At 66.7% G+C, this 15,287-nt stretch carries 13 protein-coding genes; 8 read left to right on the forward strand and 5 right to left on the reverse strand.

Annotated elements, in window-relative coordinates; genetic code table 11:
* The first annotated feature begins 79 nt into the window (after nt 1–79).
* A complete protein-coding gene (locus FHS28_RS03070) occupies nt 80–2,530 on the forward strand; it encodes an autotransporter domain-containing protein (protein WP_184294075.1) in 2,451 nt (816 codons plus the stop codon).
* Between the two features lie 3 nt (nt 2,531–2,533).
* Here FHS28_RS03070 and FHS28_RS03075 read toward each other — a convergent pair whose 3' ends face one another.
* Nucleotides 2,534–3,562, reverse strand: a complete 1,029-nt coding sequence (locus tag FHS28_RS03075; RefSeq protein ID WP_088449141.1) for an AraC family transcriptional regulator — start codon at nt 3,560–3,562, stop codon at nt 2,534–2,536.
* 127 nt (nt 3,563–3,689) lie between these two features.
* Here FHS28_RS03075 and FHS28_RS03080 point away from each other — a divergent pair, with 127 nt between their 5' ends.
* Both FHS28_RS03080 and FHS28_RS03085 read left to right on the forward strand, forming a co-directional pair.
* The gene (locus tag FHS28_RS03080) at nt 3,690–4,532 is read left to right on the forward strand and encodes an oxidoreductase (protein ID WP_375140719.1); all 843 of its coding nucleotides are present in this window, start codon (nt 3,690–3,692) and stop codon (nt 4,530–4,532) included.
* A gap of 175 nt (nt 4,533–4,707) precedes the next feature.
* Nucleotides 4,708–6,138: a DUF2130 domain-containing protein gene (locus tag FHS28_RS03085; RefSeq protein WP_088449139.1), complete on the forward strand. Its 1,431-nt coding sequence runs from the start codon at nt 4,708–4,710 to the stop codon at nt 6,136–6,138.
* 116 nt (nt 6,139–6,254) lie between these two features.
* Here FHS28_RS03085 and FHS28_RS03090 read toward each other — a convergent pair whose 3' ends face one another.
* From FHS28_RS03090 to FHS28_RS03105, 4 genes are all read right to left on the reverse strand, one after another.
* On the reverse strand, nt 6,255–7,199 hold the full coding sequence (locus FHS28_RS03090) for a LysR family transcriptional regulator (RefSeq protein WP_088449138.1): 945 nt from the start codon (nt 7,197–7,199) through the stop codon (nt 6,255–6,257).
* 10 nt (nt 7,200–7,209) lie between these two features.
* Entirely contained in the window at nt 7,210–7,962 is a 753-nt protein-coding gene (locus tag FHS28_RS03095; RefSeq protein WP_088449137.1) for a FadR/GntR family transcriptional regulator, read from the reverse strand.
* A gap of 66 nt (nt 7,963–8,028) precedes the next feature.
* Nucleotides 8,029–9,471 carry an aldehyde dehydrogenase family protein gene (locus FHS28_RS03100; protein WP_088449136.1) on the reverse strand — a complete coding sequence of 481 codons (1,443 nt, stop codon included), beginning with the start codon at nt 9,469–9,471 and terminating at the stop codon, nt 8,029–8,031.
* Nucleotides 9,472–9,482: 11 nt separating this feature from the next.
* On the reverse strand, nt 9,483–10,412 hold the full coding sequence (locus FHS28_RS03105) for a dihydrodipicolinate synthase family protein (protein ID WP_088449135.1): 930 nt from the start codon (nt 10,410–10,412) through the stop codon (nt 9,483–9,485).
* A 177-nt stretch (nt 10,413–10,589) separates the two neighbouring features.
* On the opposite strand from FHS28_RS03105, the gene FHS28_RS03110 reads away from it, so the two are divergent.
* The 5 genes from FHS28_RS03110 (at nt 10,590) to tssK (ending at nt 15,263) form a co-directional block, all read left to right on the forward strand.
* Nucleotides 10,590–11,345, forward strand: a complete 756-nt coding sequence (locus tag FHS28_RS03110) for an SDR family NAD(P)-dependent oxidoreductase (protein ID WP_088449134.1) — start codon at nt 10,590–10,592, stop codon at nt 11,343–11,345.
* Entirely contained in the window at nt 11,342–12,238 is an 897-nt protein-coding gene (locus FHS28_RS03115) for an SMP-30/gluconolactonase/LRE family protein (RefSeq protein ID WP_088449133.1), read from the forward strand. Before FHS28_RS03110 ends, FHS28_RS03115 begins: the two co-directional genes overlap by 4 nt.
* An 8-nt stretch (nt 12,239–12,246) precedes the next feature.
* On the forward strand, nt 12,247–13,296 hold the full coding sequence (locus FHS28_RS03120; RefSeq protein WP_088449132.1) for an aldose epimerase family protein: 1,050 nt from the start codon (nt 12,247–12,249) through the stop codon (nt 13,294–13,296).
* 90 nt (nt 13,297–13,386) lie between these two features.
* Nucleotides 13,387–13,878 (forward strand): type VI secretion system lipoprotein TssJ, encoded by a 492-nt coding sequence (gene tssJ, locus FHS28_RS03125; RefSeq protein ID WP_088449131.1) that lies wholly within the window; start codon nt 13,387–13,389, stop codon nt 13,876–13,878.
* Nucleotides 13,875–15,263 (forward strand): type VI secretion system baseplate subunit TssK, encoded by a 1,389-nt coding sequence (tssK, locus tag FHS28_RS03130; RefSeq protein ID WP_088449130.1) that lies wholly within the window; start codon nt 13,875–13,877, stop codon nt 15,261–15,263. Before tssJ ends, tssK begins: the two co-directional genes overlap by 4 nt.
* The last annotated feature ends 24 nt before the right edge of the window (nt 15,264–15,287 follow it).

The raw sequence follows: 15,287 nt of genomic DNA on the forward strand, positions 1-15,287 counted from the left end.
TGCCGTCATCCGAATCTGGGACACCCCCAGTCACCGACTGACGTCGCGGAGCCCCTCTTTCCTGACCGCCCGCGGCGCCATGGACAACGACCTTCCATTCAACGACCCTGCGACCCGCTCCCGCCGAGTGACACGCACGCGCTCGTCCCGGAAGGCCGACGTTCCGGCCACGCATCGCGCGCGGCTCGCACCGACCGGCCAGCCTCTGCTGGCGGGCCGGCTGGTGGTTGAAGTCACGGGCCGAAGCCAGAGCGACCGGCCGGTGTCCGGCTGGGTGCTGCTCAGCTTCTCGCTCGCCCGCTGCCTGGTCCTGACCGGCGCGCTGGAAGGCGACGCCCAGGACATTCCACTGCGCTCGGGTGTCAAACAGGTCAGCACCGCCCTCACCCGCCGGGTGCGCTGGGTCATCCGGCGCCTCAATGGCGGGCTGGTGACCCTGACGGCGCTGTCCGTCCGCAGCGGCCACACGCTCTACCGATCACTCCCCATTCCGGAAGACCGTTTCCGCGCCATGATGCGCCCGGGTTGTGTGTCGGGCAGTCCGTTTGAAGCGGTCAGCAGCGACACCGTCTTTTATGGACGTGCGCCCGTACAGCTGTGCGCGGACTTCCAGCAGGACCAGCAGCACCAGCGGGTGCTTCAGGAGATCGCCCGCCGGCCGGCGGCCGCCACGCGTGACGGCCTGACCCTGAGCGGTCGCCGCTCATCCGCCGGTCGCCTGGTTCGGCAGACGCCATCGCGCTCGGCCGCACCGCGCCATCGCCGCTCCGTGCGTGCGCGTGAGCTGCAACGCTCCGCCATTTCCCTCTCGGTCTGCGCCGCCATGGCCACCACTGCGCCAGCGCAGTACGCCCATGCGGCCGCCTACCCCTCCCCCCTCACCCGCACCGGGACTGCCGAAACTGCATTGGGCGCCACCGTGGACGCCTTGGGCCGCCAGGTCTACACGTTGCAGCGCGGCGACAACCTGTTCGCCGCCTCCGGCCCCTGGTCTTCGGTCGGCGGCGTGAAGTTGAACGGCGCCACCACACAGGTGGTCCTGCAGGTGACCGCGCCGGCACTCCAGCAGGCAGGCGCCCAGGTGGCTGCATTGAATGCGGCGACTGCTCGCGCACCCGCCTCGAACCGGGTGATGGGTGCCAATCGTGACGCCGGTGGCAGCAGTGGCGCTGGTGGCGCTGGTGGCGCAAGTAGCGCAACTGCCAGCAGCAGCACCGGTGGCACCAACACCATCGGCAAGAGTGGCAAAAGCGTCACCAGCCGCACGGCCGCCAGCAACGCTGCCAACGCCGCAAATACCGCAACTGCCACCAACGGCAAAGCCAATGGCAGTGGTGTCGGCAACGGCGTCAGCAATGGCGCTGCCGTCGATGAGGCGTCCGAGACCCTGGCGTTCGTCGCTCCCTCGCGCAGTCCCCTGCAGAGCGAAGGCGGTCGCATCGGTCTCAATGGCCAGGAATTGCGCCCCGCCGCGCCCAACCACTGGGCGGCGATGGACGGCAGCACGCAGACGCCTGCCGATTTCGGCGCCACGGACGGGTTGTCGGCCGCTTCCCTGGGCCTGTCCGGCACACCCGGCGCCGCCAGCGTCTCGCCCACCGAGGTCGTCCTCACCGCCGGTGAAGCGCTGGATGCGATGCGCAACCTGGTCCTGAGAACCTCCACCTGGAATGCGGGCAGCGTCTCGAATTCGGCCAGCCGTGCCGACGAATCCGCGCGCCATGTCTGGGCCACGCCGATGGCCAGCCGGGACCGGACCGACACCACCGACGGCCGGCAATATCGCCAGAACGTCACCGCCGTGAATATCGGCGGCGACTGGCAGGTCGGCCAGACCGGCACTGGCGCGGTGCGCGCGGGCGTCAGCCTGACGCAGGGTCATGTCGACGACGCCTACGCCCGGGGCAACGGCATTGCCAATCTCACTGCAGTGAACAGCCATGTCAGCGTTCGGACCAAGTCCGGCGCGTATGTCGCCGCCAGCGTCGGTGCTGGCTCGGTGCGCGCGGTCTACGACGCCACCAGCCTCGACCAGACGGTGAGCAGCGGCAAGTTCCGCATGAGCACCGCCACCGCGAGCCTGGAGGGCGGCCGGCCCTTTGAACTGTCGCGCGGCCTGACGCTCGAACCCTCCGCTTCGGTGGTGGGCGCCGTGATGCTCAAGGACAGCCATGCCACCAGTTCCGGCGTGCTGATCGAGACCCGGCGCACCTCGTTCGGCCAGGCCAAGGCCGGGCTGACCCTTCGTCATAGCGGCATGGACGACACGCTGACGCATCAGGTGTATGCGCGCGCGGCGGCAATTCGGGGGTTCGGCAAGAACCCTGCGGTCCAGGCCACCAAGGACGGCGACGTCATCGGCTCGCAGGCCGTGGTGGGGCAACACACCGGCCACGAAGGCGTGGTCGGCGCTGCGCTCGGCGTGGGTCACCGCAAGGCGCTGGCGGTGAGTGTGGAGGCCGGGCACCAGAAGATCACCGGCGCCACGTCCGGATGGTCCGGCATGGTCAACGTCTCGTTCCGCTGGTAAGCCTCAGTGTGAGGACACATAGCCGGACGGGGGACGCTCCGGATAGCTGAAGCTGCTCTTCAAGCGCTCCACTTCCGCCATCGGCGACAGGCCAAACAGTCGCTTGAATTCGCGACTGAATTGAGAGGGGCTCTCATACCCCACCGCATGCGCGGCTGATGCTGCCGTGATCCCCTGGCGCAGCATCAGCAGACGCGCCTGGTGAAGCCGGATACTCTTGAGGTACTGCATCGGTGAAGTCTGGGTGACCTCCCGGAAGTGATGGTGGAATGCCGCCAGCCCGAGGGCGGATGCCTCTGCCAGTGCAGGCACCGTGAGAGCAGTCGCGTAATCCCGGTGAATGCGCTGGATGGCTTTGCCCACCTGCCCGAACCGGCCTGGAGCCGACAGGGCAGACCGCAGGGTGTCGCCCTGCTCCCCTGCCAACACCCGGAAATAGATCTCGCGAAGGATGAGCGGCCCCAGCACCTGGGCTTGCAGCGGATCATGCATGCTCTGCAGCAGGCGGACCACGGCATCGGCCAATGCGTCGTCCAGAGGCGTGGAAACGAGACTACGAGGAGAAGCCGCGTCTCGGTTTCTGATCTCGTTCCGAACCTCGGCCCGAGCTTCGCGGCGAGTGCCACGTCGGCTCGCTCGCTCGATGTCTCGCTCGATGTCTCGCCCGATATCACGACCGATGTCACGCGCGACGTCATGACGGGGGTGGCTCGCAATCTGCGTGGCCAGTTCAGCCGCCATCACAAAGTCCAGCTGCACATAGATGGCCAGCAGCGGCCGCTCCGGGCTCGCCTCGGTCTGCATGGTGAACGGCACCGGCACGGCGACGGCCAGCACCTGCTGCTCGTCGTACACAAACGCCTGATCGCCCAGCCATCCCCGTTTCCGTCCCTGGCAGACGATCACAAACCCCGGCTCGTAAAGCACCGGCGTGACGCCCAGCGGCCGATTGCTCCGCAACCAGCGCACGCCTGGCAAGGGGCTCAAGGTGTAGCCCTCATCCGGCGCCAGGGCAGATAGCAACCGGGACATTTCGCGCTGGGCGTGGGGGTTCATGGGCAGAGAAATAGGCAATGGCGGCGGATCGTGGGCCATTTTCCATGAAGCCGCTCATCCCTAGCATTCATCGCTTCACTTGCCAGAACATCCCATGCAGAACATGCTTGAATCGACCTTCTTCATCACCGGCGTCAGCAGCGGATTTGGACAGGCCCTGGCGCAGGCGGCGCTCAACGCCGGCCACCGCGTCATCGGGACCGTCCGTCAACCAGAGGCCGCGCGGGCCTTCGAATCACACCCCTCCGGACGGGCGCACGCCCGCGTGATGGACTTGACCGACCCGGAGACGGTCCGACAGGTGGTCCAGGAGGTGGAAGCATCCATCGGGCCGATAGACGTGCTCGTGAACAACGCCGGTTATGGCCACGAAGGCATCCTGGAAGAAAGCCCACTGGAGGAATTGCGCCGCCAATTCGACACGAATGTCTTCGGTGCGGTGGCGGTGATCAAAGCCTGCCTCCCTTTCATGCGCACACGGCGTCGGGGGCGAATTCTGAACATCACGTCGATGGGCGGCACGATCACCATGCCCGGCATCAGCTATTACTGCGGCAGCAAGTTCGCGCTGGAGGGCATCTCGGATGCGCTTGCCAAAGAGGTTTCGGGACTGGGCATTGACGTCATCACGGTCGCCCCGGGTTCCTTCCGAACGGAATGGGCGGGTCGTTCGATGGTGCGGACGCCGCGCAGCATCGACGATTACGACGCGCTCTTCGATCCCGTTCGCGCGCGCCGCGAGGCGGTCAGCGGCCATCAGCTGGGCGATCCGGCCAAAGCCGCCCAAGTGATGCTGCAAGTGGCCACGATGGCGGAGCGACCGCCCACCCGGCTGCTGCTGGGCAGTGATGCGTTCGACCTGGTGCGGGAGAATCTTCAGGGTCGTTTGCGGCAGATGAAGGACTGGGAAAGCGTGACCCGCTCGACCGACCATACCGGCGACTGACAACAAGGCCTCCCTCCGGGGCGGGCTTCGCCGAGCCTCATCCGGTCTCATCCGCGATCGGCGGCGCTCGGCGGCACTCACTCGGCAGGGCTCGCCGAGGCGCAGCCGCACACGGCGTGGCGCGCCGCTTCGGCGATACTCCCGCCGCTGCGCGCGCCCTCCAGACGTCCTCACCATGCACGAAATCATCTGCCCTCACTGCCAAAAAGCCTTCAAGATCGACGAAGCGGGTTACGCCGACATCCAGAAGCAGGTGCGGGACAGTGAATTCGACAAGCTGCGGGACGAACTGGACAAGCAGTTGCATGAACGGCTGGAATTGGCCGAACGGGAGAAGCGCAATGCGATCGCCCTCGAGCAGGCCCGCATGGCCGGTGAGCTGACCACCAGCGCCGCCAGCAAAGACGCAGAGATCCAGCGCCTCAAGTCGCAGCTGGAGAGTGAGGCCGTCGCTCGGCAACTGGCCGTCAACACTGCAGTGACGGAGGCGCAACGACAGCGCGACCAGCTCGCCCAGCAGCTGCGTGAGGCGCAGCTGGAACAGAAGACCCAGGCGGAACTCGCCCAGGCGCGCCTGGACAGCGAGTTGCAGAAAGCCACCGCTCGCAGTGAGCTCGCGCTGCAGACCCTGAAGTCCCAGCTGGCCTCGACCTCGGTCACCCATCAGCTCGCGCTGACCGAAGCCGTGACCCGGGTGCAGCAGGAGCGGGACAGCCTGAAGAATCACCTGGACCGCGCGTCGCTCGAGAAGGAACTCGCCGAAAAGTCGCTCAAAGACAAATACGAGACCCAGCTCAAGGATCGCGACGAAGCGATTGAACGGCTGCGCGACATGAAAGCCAGGCTCTCCACCAAGATGGTCGGCGAGACGCTGGAGCAGCACTGCGAGATCGAGTTCAACCGCATCCGCGCCAGTGCCTTCCCCCGCGCCTACTTCGAGAAGGACAACGACGCCAGCAGCGGCAGCAAGGGCGACTTCATCTTCCGCGAGAGCGACGACGCACAGACCGAGATCGTCTCGATCATGTTCGAGATGAAGAACGAGAACGACCAGACGGCCACCAAGAAGCGCAATGAAGACTTCTTCAAGGAGCTGGACAAGGACCGCAACGAAAAGGGCTGTGAATATGCCGTCCTGGTGTCACTGTTGGAGCCGGACAACGAGCTCTACAACAGCGGCATCGTCGACGTCTCCCACCGCTTCCCCAAGATGTATGTGGTCCGCCCGCAGTTCTTCATCCCGATGATCACGCTGCTGCGCAATGCGGCGATGAACTCGATGCGCTACAAGTCGGAACTGGCGCTGGTGAAGGCGCAGAACGTGGACATCACCCGATTCGAGACCCAGCTCGAAGACTTCAAGACCTCGTTTGGCCGCAACTGGCGTCTGGCCTCGGACGGCTTCGAGGAAGCCGTCAAACGCATTGACGAGGCCATCAAGGATCTTGAAAAGACCAAGGATGCGCTCTACAAGTCGGCCAACAATCTGCGCCTGGCCAACGACAAGGCGGAAGACCTGACGGTGAAAAAGCTCACCCGCGGCAATCCGACCATGGCGGCGAAGTTTGCGGAGCTGAAGAGCGAGGAGTCCGGGGAGTCGACGTAAGGACGGCGCCCCAGCCCCACCGGAGGACGCTGCCCACGCCGGCCGACACCGGCAGACGCAACCGGCAGACGCAGCCAGACGGCGCCTCAGTGTGATCGGTGCCCCGGCTGCCGCCCTCAATACAAGGTCTCGGCCACCGCCCTCACCTCACTGAGCAGCGCCCGCGCCCCAGGCGACAGCAGATGCCCTTCGCGCGTGATGATGCCAAACGCATCCATCGCGCAGGGCAGTTCGATCGGCAGGATGGCCAGCGCCTGCAGCGAGGCGTAGTACTTCGCCACCTCCAGCGGCATCACATGCAGCGAATCGGTCTGCTGCAGCAGCGCGGTGATGACCAGCAGCGCGGTGGTGTCCACCGCATTGGCCGGCGGCTCCAGCGCCGCCCGTCGGAACATCAGCTCCCACCGATGCCGCAGCACGCTGCCCGGTGGCGGCAGGATCCAGGACTGGGTGGCCAGATCCGCCAGACTGAGGTCGTCCCGGCTCAGCAACGGATGCCCCAGCCGCGCCACCGCGCAGGCCGGCTCACCGGTCAGCTCCTCGTAGTGCAGACCCCCGGCGCCGTCCTCGTCCAGGATGCGGCCGATCATGAAGTCCAGCACCCCGCGCTGCAGCAGGTCCAGCAGCACCTTGCTGGTGTCCATCTGCACACCGATGCGCATCAGCGGCGCACTGGCCTTCACTCGCGCAATCGCCTTGGGCAACAGCGACATGCCCGGCGTCATGATGACGCCCACTTCCACCTGCCCCGTCAGGCCCTTCTTGAGCGCGACGATGTCGTCATGTGCCGCCGCCAGGCTGGTCAGCGCCATGCGGGCGTGGCGGATCATGGTCTCGCCGAACAGCGTCGGTTCCATGCCGCGCGGCAGCCGGTCGAACAGCCGCACCTCCAGCATGTCCTCCAGGTCCTTGAGCTGCTTGGAGGCCGCCGGCTGCGTCATGCACAGCGCCTCAGCCGCCCGGTGGATGTTGCGGTGGTCGTCCAGCGCGATCAGCAGCAGCAGCTGCCGCGTCTTCAGGCGTGCGCGCAGGAACCAGTTGGGATTGGGAGCGTCGTCCATCAAAAACAATTCAGGCCAGGTCCACGATGCCCTTGGCCGACAGCACATGACTCAGGTCGTCGTCGGTTTCCTGCAACTGCACCAGGGTCGCCTGACGGGCCGCCAGCGGATCGCGATTGCGGATGGCGGTCAGGATGGCCTCGTGCCGGGGCAGCGACAGCTCATGGGTATTGGGCAATTGGCTGCTCAGCACGATCGACTCGCGCAGCGCCAGCGACAGCATGTTGCCGATGTAGGCCATCAGGTCATTGCCGGTGGCCTCTGCAATGCGGCGGTGAAAGGCCAGATCCGGCTCCAGCAGCTGCTCCACGTCGGTGGCGGCCGCCATGCCGGCGAACGCCTCCTCGATCTGCCGCACCTGGTCGTCGGTGGCGGCCCGGGCGGCCAGCGCGGCGGCGGCCGGCTCGAAGGTCCGCCGCACTTCCATCAGGGTGTTCAGGAACTCTTCCTGCGGCTTGGTCTGGATGAGCCAATACAGCACATCCGGATCCAGCAGGTGCCACTCATTGCGCGGGCGCACCAGGGCGCCGGCCCGCTGCCGCGAGATCACCAGCCCCTTGGCCACCAGCACCCGGATGGCCTCCCGCAGCACCGGCCGGCTGATTTCGTAGCGTTCCAGCAGCTGGGCTTCCGCCGGCAGGCGGTCCCCCGGCTGCAGGGTCCCCGAGACGATCGCCAGCCCCAGGTCGCTGACGATGCGGCCATGCATGCTCTTGCCTTCGGGCTGGCGGCGGTAGGTGGAGTGATCGGCGCGAGTCTTCATCGGGCGGCAGGCTATCACGGCTGAGGCCACTCGCCATCCGGTGCCGCCCAAGGCGTGGCCAAAACCTCAGCCCGGGAAGGTGTAGGCGGTCTTCACCGTGGTATAGAACTCCCGCGCATAGCTGCCTTGCTCCCGCGGGCCATAGCTGGACCCCTTGGAGCCACCAAACGGCACGTGATAGTCGACCCCGGCCGTCGGCAGGTTGATCATCACCATGCCGGCCTGGGCATGCAGCTTGAAGTGGGCCGCATGCTTGAGGGAGGTGGTGCACAGGCCGGCGGAGAGACCAAATTCCGTGTCATTGGCCACCGCCAGCGCTTCGTCATAGTCCCGCACCCGGATGACGTTGGCCACCGGGCCGAAGACTTCCTCGCGGCTGATGGTCATGTCGTTGCGGGTCTCGGTGATCAGCGCCGGACGCTGGTAGAAGCCGCGGGTCTCGCGCTCCACCACGTCGCCGCCGAAGGCGAGGCGACCGCCTTCCTTCTGGGCGATGTCGACATAGCGCAGGTTCTGATCCAGCTGGCGCTGGTCCACCACCGGGCCGATGTCGGTGCCGGCCTTGAGCGCATGGTCGACCTTGAGGGTTTCCAGCTTGGCCACCACCGCCTCGACGAACCGGTCGTGAATGCCTTCGGTGACGATGATGCGGCTGCTGGCCGTGCAGCGCTGACCGGTCGAGAAATACGCGCTCTGCACCGCGGCGTTCACCGCCACATTCAGATCGGCGTCGTCCAGCACGATCACCGGATTCTTCCCGCCCATCTCCGCCTGCACCTTGGCCTGGCGGGCCGCGCAGGACGCAATGATGCGGCGGCCGGTGGCCACCGAGCCGGTGAAGCTCAGGGCCTTGACCTTGGGGGAATCCACCAGCGTGGCGCCGACCTGCGAGCCCGGCCCCATCACCAGGTTGAAGACGCCCTTGGGCAGCGCGGTGCGCGAAAGGATCTCTGCGATGGTCCAGGCGCAGCCGGGCACCAGTTCGGCCGGCTTGAAGACGACGGCATTGCCGTAAGCCAGCGCCGGCGCAATCTTCCAGGCCGGGATGGCGATCGGGAAGTTCCAGGGCGCGATCAGGCCCACCACGCCCACCGGCTGGCGGATCACATCCACGCTCACGCCGGGACGCACCGAGGCCAGGGTTTCGCCGCCCAGCCGCAGAGCTTCAGCCGCGAAGTACTTAAAGATCATCGCCGCTCGATGGGTCTCGCCCATGCCTTCGGGCAGGGTCTTGCCCTCTTCCCGCGACAGCAGGCGACCGATCTCCTCGCGGCGGGCCAGCAGTTCATTGCCGACCTGGTCCAGCACGTCAAAGCGCTGCTGCGGCGTGCTGAAAGCCCAACCGGCGAAGGCGGCCTGCGCGGCATCGATGGCGGCCTCGGTTTGCGCGGCATCCGCCTGGGCATAGTGGCCGATGATGTCGCTGGTGTCGGACGGGTTGATGTTGGGCCGCGTTTCGGCGCCCGCCACCCATTCACCGTTGATGTAGTTCTTGAATTCGTTGCTCATGGGGATTCCTTTCAGCGCGCCCAGCGCAGCACCAGGGGGTCCAGACGTCGCGCCGCATCCAGCAGGCCGTCACGCACGGGGCCCGACATCGGCGGGAAGGGATGACGCGGCGCATCGCAGGCGATCACGCCGCCCTCTTTCATTAGCGCCTTGGCGGTCAGGATGCCGCCCTGGCGGTTCTCGTAATTGATCAGCGGCAGCCAGCGGCCATACTCCAGAACCGCGGTTTCGCGGTCACCGGCAGCGTACGCGTCCACGATGCGGCGAATGCCGTCCGGGAAGCCGCCACCGGTCATGGCGCCGGTGGCGCCGGCGTCCAGGTCGGCCAGCAGCGTGATGGCTTCTTCGCCGTCCCACGGGCCCTCGATGGCCTCGCCGCCCAGGGCGATCAGGTCGCGCAGCTTGCTGGCCGCGCCGGCTGTTTCGATCTTGAAGTAGCGGATCTGCTTGAGTTCCTTGGCCATGCGGGCCAGGAAAGCGGCGGGCAGCGGCGTGCCGGCCATCGGCGCGTCCTGGATCATCACCGGGATGTCGAGCGCGTCAGACAGGCGGGCATAGAACTCATAAATGCCAGCTTCATTCACACGCAGCGTCGCGCCGTGATAGGGTGGCATCACCATCACCATGGAGGCGCCCTGCTCCTGCGCGCGACGGCTGCGCTCGATGCAGATCTGGCTGCTGAAGTGGGTGGTGGTCACAATCACCGGCACCCGGCCGGCCACATGCTCGAGGATGCTGCGAGTCAGCGTCTCCCGCTCATCGTCGCCGAGCACGAACTGCTCGGAAAAGTTGGCCAGGATGCACAGCCCGTTGGAGCCCGCATCGATCATGAAATCCACGCAGCGCTTCTGGCTGTCCAGGTCCAGCCCGCCGTCGGCGGTGAAGGTCGTGGGAACGACGGGGAACACGCCCTTCAAGGGCCTTGGAAAGCGGTTGCTCATGCGAAGTCTCCGGTGCAAAGGACGCGTGCACGCTTCGGTGGGCCGAAGTCCGCCGCGCCATTTCCCATTAAAGTATTACTTTATTGAGCCTTATATCCGGGGAAACCCGGATTCAACCGGGCCATCGATGCCAATTAGTCTGACTAATAGAATTATTTTTCTGGACGGAGACACGACATGACCCTCAGCGCAAGCTACCCCAGCCTGCGAGACCGCCGCGTGCTGATCACCGGCGGTGCCACCGGCATCGGTGCCACCCTGGTGGAGGCCTTTGCCGCCCAGGGGGCGCGGGTCGGCTTCATCGACATTGCCAGGGAGGCGGGTGAGGCGCTGGCGGCCCGGCTGCCCGGGAGCGCGTTTGTTGCCGCGGACCTCACCGACATTGCCGCGCTGCGCAGCGCCATCGATCAACTGCGCGAGACGCTGGGCGGCCCCTTCAGCGCCCTGCTCAACAATGCCGCCAATGACAAGCGCCACGCGCTGGAGACGGTGACGCCCGAGTTCTGGGACGCCGCCATGGCCGTCAACATCCGTCACCAGTTCTTCGCCGCGCAGGCGGTGGCGCCGGACATGAAGGCGCTGGGCGGCGGCTCCATCATCAACTTCGGCTCCTTCAGCTGGATGCTGATGCAAGGCGGCATGGCCGCCTACACCACCTCCAAAGCCGGTGTGCAGGGCCTGACCCGCTCATTGGCGCGAGACCTCGGTCCGTTCAACATCCGCGTCAATACACTGGTGCCGGGCTGGGTGATGACCGAGAAACAGCTGACGCTGTGGGTCAATGACGAGACCAAGAAGGAAATCGATCAGAACCAGTGCTTGAAGAAACCCCTGATGCCTGAGCACATCGCCGCCATGGCGCTGTTCCTGGCCGCAGACGACAGCGCCATGTGCACGGCGCAAGACTATCTGGTGGATGGAGGCTGGGCATGACAACTGCAAGTCCCGCGGGTGCGCCCGCTCAGGTGCTGGTCGACGGCAAGAACCGGCTGGGCGAATGCGCCCTCTGGTGCGAACGTGACCGGGTGCTTTACTGGACCGACATCGACAGCGCGCGCCTGTACCGCTGGCGCCTGTCCGATGGTTCGCTGACCGAGTGGCCCATGCCGGAGCCGCTGGCCAGCTTCGCGCTCTGCGACACGCCGGGCTGGCTGCTGCTGGGGCTGGCGTCGGGCGTGGCCCTGTTCGACCTGTCCACCGGCCGGGTGGGTCCGCTGATCCCGGTTGAGGCGGATGAGCCCCGCACCCGCATCAACGACGGCCGCTGCGATCCGCAGGGCCGTTTTGTTTTTGGCATGTTCAATCCGCAAGGCGTGCAGGTGGGCGGGTATTACCGCGCCAACGGTCTGTCCCGCGAAGCGCTTCGGGTCGATCAGCTGCCCCTGCCATCGGCGGCCATCGGCAACTCGCTGAGCTTCAGCCCGGACGGCGAAACGCTGTACTACACCGATTCGCCACAGCGCCTCATCTGGGCGATGGACTATCACGCCGACGGCCGGCTGGGCGAGCGCCGGGTGCACATCCGCATCACCGATGACGACTGCGAACCGGACGGCGCCACGGTCGATACCGAAGGCGGCCTCTGGTCGGCCCTCTGGGGCGTCGGCGCCGTGGCCCGGTTCGATACCCAGGGACGCGAGACCCATCGCCTGCCCCTGCCCGCCAGCCAGCCGACCTGCCCCGTTTTTGGCGGCGACGCGCTGGACCGCCTGTTTGTCACCACCGCCCGCAAGCAACGCGAGCATGAGCCCCACGCCGGCGCCGTGTTCGAGCTGGATGCCCAGGGCTTCCGCGGCCTGCCGCCCCACCGATTCGCCCTGCGCTGACACCGCCCATGAGTCCTTTGCAGATCCGTGACTACGGCCGCATGCCCGACGGCCGGCAGATCCATGAATACACCCTGGACACCGGCGCCGGCCTGCGGCTGTCGGTGATCAACCTGGGCGGCATCGTCACCCGGCTGGAGGTGCCGGATCGCCGTGGCGACCTGGCCAATGTGGTGCTGGCCCTGCCGACACTGGAGGATTACCGGCTGCGCAACCCGCATTTCGGCGTCATCGTCGGACGCTATGGCAACCGCATCGGCCAGGGCAGTTTCAGCCTGGGCGGCGAGCACTACCCGCTGAATGTGAACGACGGCGCCAACTGTCTGCACGGCGGCGCCCAAGGCTTCGGCCAGCAGGTCTGGGAGATCGAGCCGGAGTCCGACCGCTGCCTCGCCTTGCGGCTGACCAGCCCGGACGGCGACCAGGGCTTCCCAGGACGGCTGATGGTGACGGTGCGCTACCGCCTGATCGGCGACCGGGACTGGCAGGTCGATTACGAAGCCACCACCGACCGCGCGACGGTGGTCAACCTGACCCACCACGATTATTTCAACTTGGCGGGCGGCGGCTCGGCCCTGGGCCACGAACTGGAAATCCCGGCCAGCCGCTACTGCGAGGTCGACACCGGCATGATCCCGACCGGACTGGCGGACGTCACCGGCACGCCGCTGGACTTCCGCAGCCCCCAGGTGATCGAAGCCCGCATCCGCCAGAACCATCCCCAGCTCCAGCGCGCCCAGGGGTATGACCACAGTTTTGTGCTGGATGCACCGCTGGATGGCGATCTGCACCTGGCCGCCCGGCTGCGCGACCCGGTGTCCGGCCGCCAGCTGGAGGTGCACACCACCGAGCCGGCCGTCCAGTTCTATTCCGGCAACTTCCTGAACGGCAGCCTGACCGGCCCGGAAGGCCAGCTGTATCGTCAGGGCGACGGTCTGTGCCTGGAAACCCAGCACAACCCCGACTCGCCGCACCACGAGCCGTCTGCGGACTGGCCCAGCACCGTCCTGCGGCCCGGCGAGACCTACCGCACCAGCACCTTGCACCGCTTCGGCTGAGCTTCAGCCGAAGTCGCGTTACCTAAGTCACCCGCCCGAGGGCTCCCCGGTGGCTATCCTTCCGACCATCCAACACACAACTGGACGGTCATGGGAATCGGGTTCAAGGTGTCCAATCGATCAATGATGGCAGCGCTGGCGGCAGCGGCCATCATTGCCCTGGCGTTGACCGCCTGCTCCAGCACGCCCAAACCGACACAGGTCAGCGGCGCCATTGTCGCCAGCGCGGCGGTCAATCCCAGCGTCAGCAAACGGCCCTCGCCGGTGCTGGTGCGGGTCTACGAGCTGAAATCCGCCAACGCCTTCAATGCTGCGGACTTCGTCTCGCTCTACCAGCGGGATCAGGCCGAGCTGGGCGCAGACGTCGTCTCCCGCGAGGAAATGACTCTGCAGCCGGGCGAAAAGCGCCCCTACAGCAAGACCCTGGCACCCGACACCCGCTTCATCGCCGTCTTCGCCGCCTACCGCGACCTGGAGCATGCGCGCTGGCGCGCCGTGGTGCCGGTGCAGGTCGGCCAGAAGCAGAAACTCACCATCCAGGCCGACGAACTGTCGGTCAGCGCGACTGTCGAGAAACCGTGAGCTGGCACAGCAAAGTCATCTGGTCGCAGGGCATGTTCCTGCTGCCGCACCATTTTCAGCAGGAAACCCGCTACCTCGAGCACCTGGTGGACAGCCGGGTGCGAAGCCTGGCGACCCATGGCTGGGGCTTCACCAGCCTGGAGCTGGATGAGGCGCTGCTGGCCGTCGGACGCCTGGGGCTGATCCGTGCCCGCGGCGTGCTGCCGGACGGCACCCCGTTCCACATCACCCAGACCGATCCGGCCCCGCCGCCGCTGGACGTGCCGTCCGCGCTGAAGGACGAGATCATCTACCTGGCCGCGCCGATCGCCCGTCCGGGGACCAATCAGGTCGCCTTCAGCACCGAGGGCCAGAATGGCAACGGCATTGGCAACAGCCAGGGCGGCGGCAATGAACGCAATGACGCCCTGGACCTGATGCGCTACCGCGTCCTGGACCTGGACGTGCGCGACGCCACCAACGTCGGCGACGAGCCGGAAGCGGTGCAGACCGGCTCGCTGGCGCTGCGCCTCTTGCCGGCGCGCGAACTCAATGACGGCTATGCGGCCATCGGCGTGGCCCGGGTGGCCGAGCGCCGAGCCGACCAGCAGGTGATTCTGGACACCAGCTATGTCCCCCCCCAGACCCGCCTGGATGCCACCCAGCACCTGGCCGCAATGGCTTCGCTGCTGCACGGCCTCGTGCGTCAGCGCGCCCAGTTGCTCGCTTCCCGCATGGGTCAGCTCAACACCGGCGTGTCGGAGCTGGCGGACTTTCTGATGCTGCAGGCGCTGAACCGCGCCGACCCGCTGTTCCGTCAGCATGCCGGCTCGCCGCATCAGCATCCCGAAGCGCTACACCGCGACTGCCTGCAACTGGCGGGTGACCTGGCCACCTTTGTCAGCGAGAACCGCCTCGCCAGTGACTATCCGCTCTACCGCCACGACGACCTGCGCGGCAGTTTCGCGCCGCTGCTGGAAGACCTGCGGCGGATGCTGTCGGTGGTGCTGGAGCGCAATGCCCTGCAGATCGACCTGGTGGACCGCACCCATGGCGTGCGCACCGCAGTGGTGGGCGATCCGGACCTGCTGCGCAGCGCCAGCTTCGTGCTGGCCGTCAATGCGCAGGTGGGCGCCGAACAGCTGCGTCAGCGCTTCCCGGCTCAGTCCAAGCTGGGCCCGGTGGACAAGATCCGCGACCTGGTCAACCTGCAGCTGCCCGGCATTGCCCTGCGCGCGCTGCCGGTCGCACCCCGCCAGCTGCCTTTCCACGCCGGCTTCCATTACTTCGAGCTGGACCGCGGCGGCGAGCTGTGGAAGCAGCTGGAGCGCAGCGGCAGCATGGCCCTGCATGTGGCGGGCGACTTCCCGGGGCTGGAGCTGGAGCTCTGGGCCATCCGCCAGTAATCGGCGGCCGCACGAACGATCTAA

This window comes from Roseateles terrae (assembly GCF_014192155.1).
Lineage (GTDB): Bacteria > Pseudomonadota > Gammaproteobacteria > Burkholderiales > Burkholderiaceae_C > Roseateles > Roseateles terrae.

What these genes read in the sequence shown, in the direction of transcription:
- FHS28_RS03070 (WP_184294075.1), top strand. Translation starts at nt 80, where the DNA reads ATGGACAACGACCTTCCATTCAACGACCCTGCGACCCGCTCCCGCCGA.
- FHS28_RS03075 (WP_088449141.1), bottom strand. Translation starts at nt 3,562, where the DNA reads ATGTCCCGGTTGCTATCTGCCCTGGCGCCGGATGAGGGCTACACCTTG.
- FHS28_RS03080 (WP_375140719.1), top strand. Translation starts at nt 3,690, where the DNA reads ATGCTTGAATCGACCTTCTTCATCACCGGCGTCAGCAGCGGATTTGGA.
- FHS28_RS03085 (WP_088449139.1), top strand. Translation starts at nt 4,708, where the DNA reads ATGCACGAAATCATCTGCCCTCACTGCCAAAAAGCCTTCAAGATCGAC.
- FHS28_RS03090 (WP_088449138.1), bottom strand. Translation starts at nt 7,199, where the DNA reads ATGGACGACGCTCCCAATCCCAACTGGTTCCTGCGCGCACGCCTGAAG.
- FHS28_RS03095 (WP_088449137.1), bottom strand. Translation starts at nt 7,962, where the DNA reads ATGAAGACTCGCGCCGATCACTCCACCTACCGCCGCCAGCCCGAAGGC.
- FHS28_RS03100 (WP_088449136.1), bottom strand. Translation starts at nt 9,471, where the DNA reads ATGAGCAACGAATTCAAGAACTACATCAACGGTGAATGGGTGGCGGGC.
- FHS28_RS03105 (WP_088449135.1), bottom strand. Translation starts at nt 10,412, where the DNA reads ATGAGCAACCGCTTTCCAAGGCCCTTGAAGGGCGTGTTCCCCGTCGTT.
- FHS28_RS03110 (WP_088449134.1), top strand. Translation starts at nt 10,590, where the DNA reads ATGACCCTCAGCGCAAGCTACCCCAGCCTGCGAGACCGCCGCGTGCTG.
- FHS28_RS03115 (WP_088449133.1), top strand. Translation starts at nt 11,342, where the DNA reads ATGACAACTGCAAGTCCCGCGGGTGCGCCCGCTCAGGTGCTGGTCGAC.
- FHS28_RS03120 (WP_088449132.1), top strand. Translation starts at nt 12,247, where the DNA reads ATGAGTCCTTTGCAGATCCGTGACTACGGCCGCATGCCCGACGGCCGG.
- tssJ (WP_088449131.1), top strand. Translation starts at nt 13,387, where the DNA reads ATGGGAATCGGGTTCAAGGTGTCCAATCGATCAATGATGGCAGCGCTG.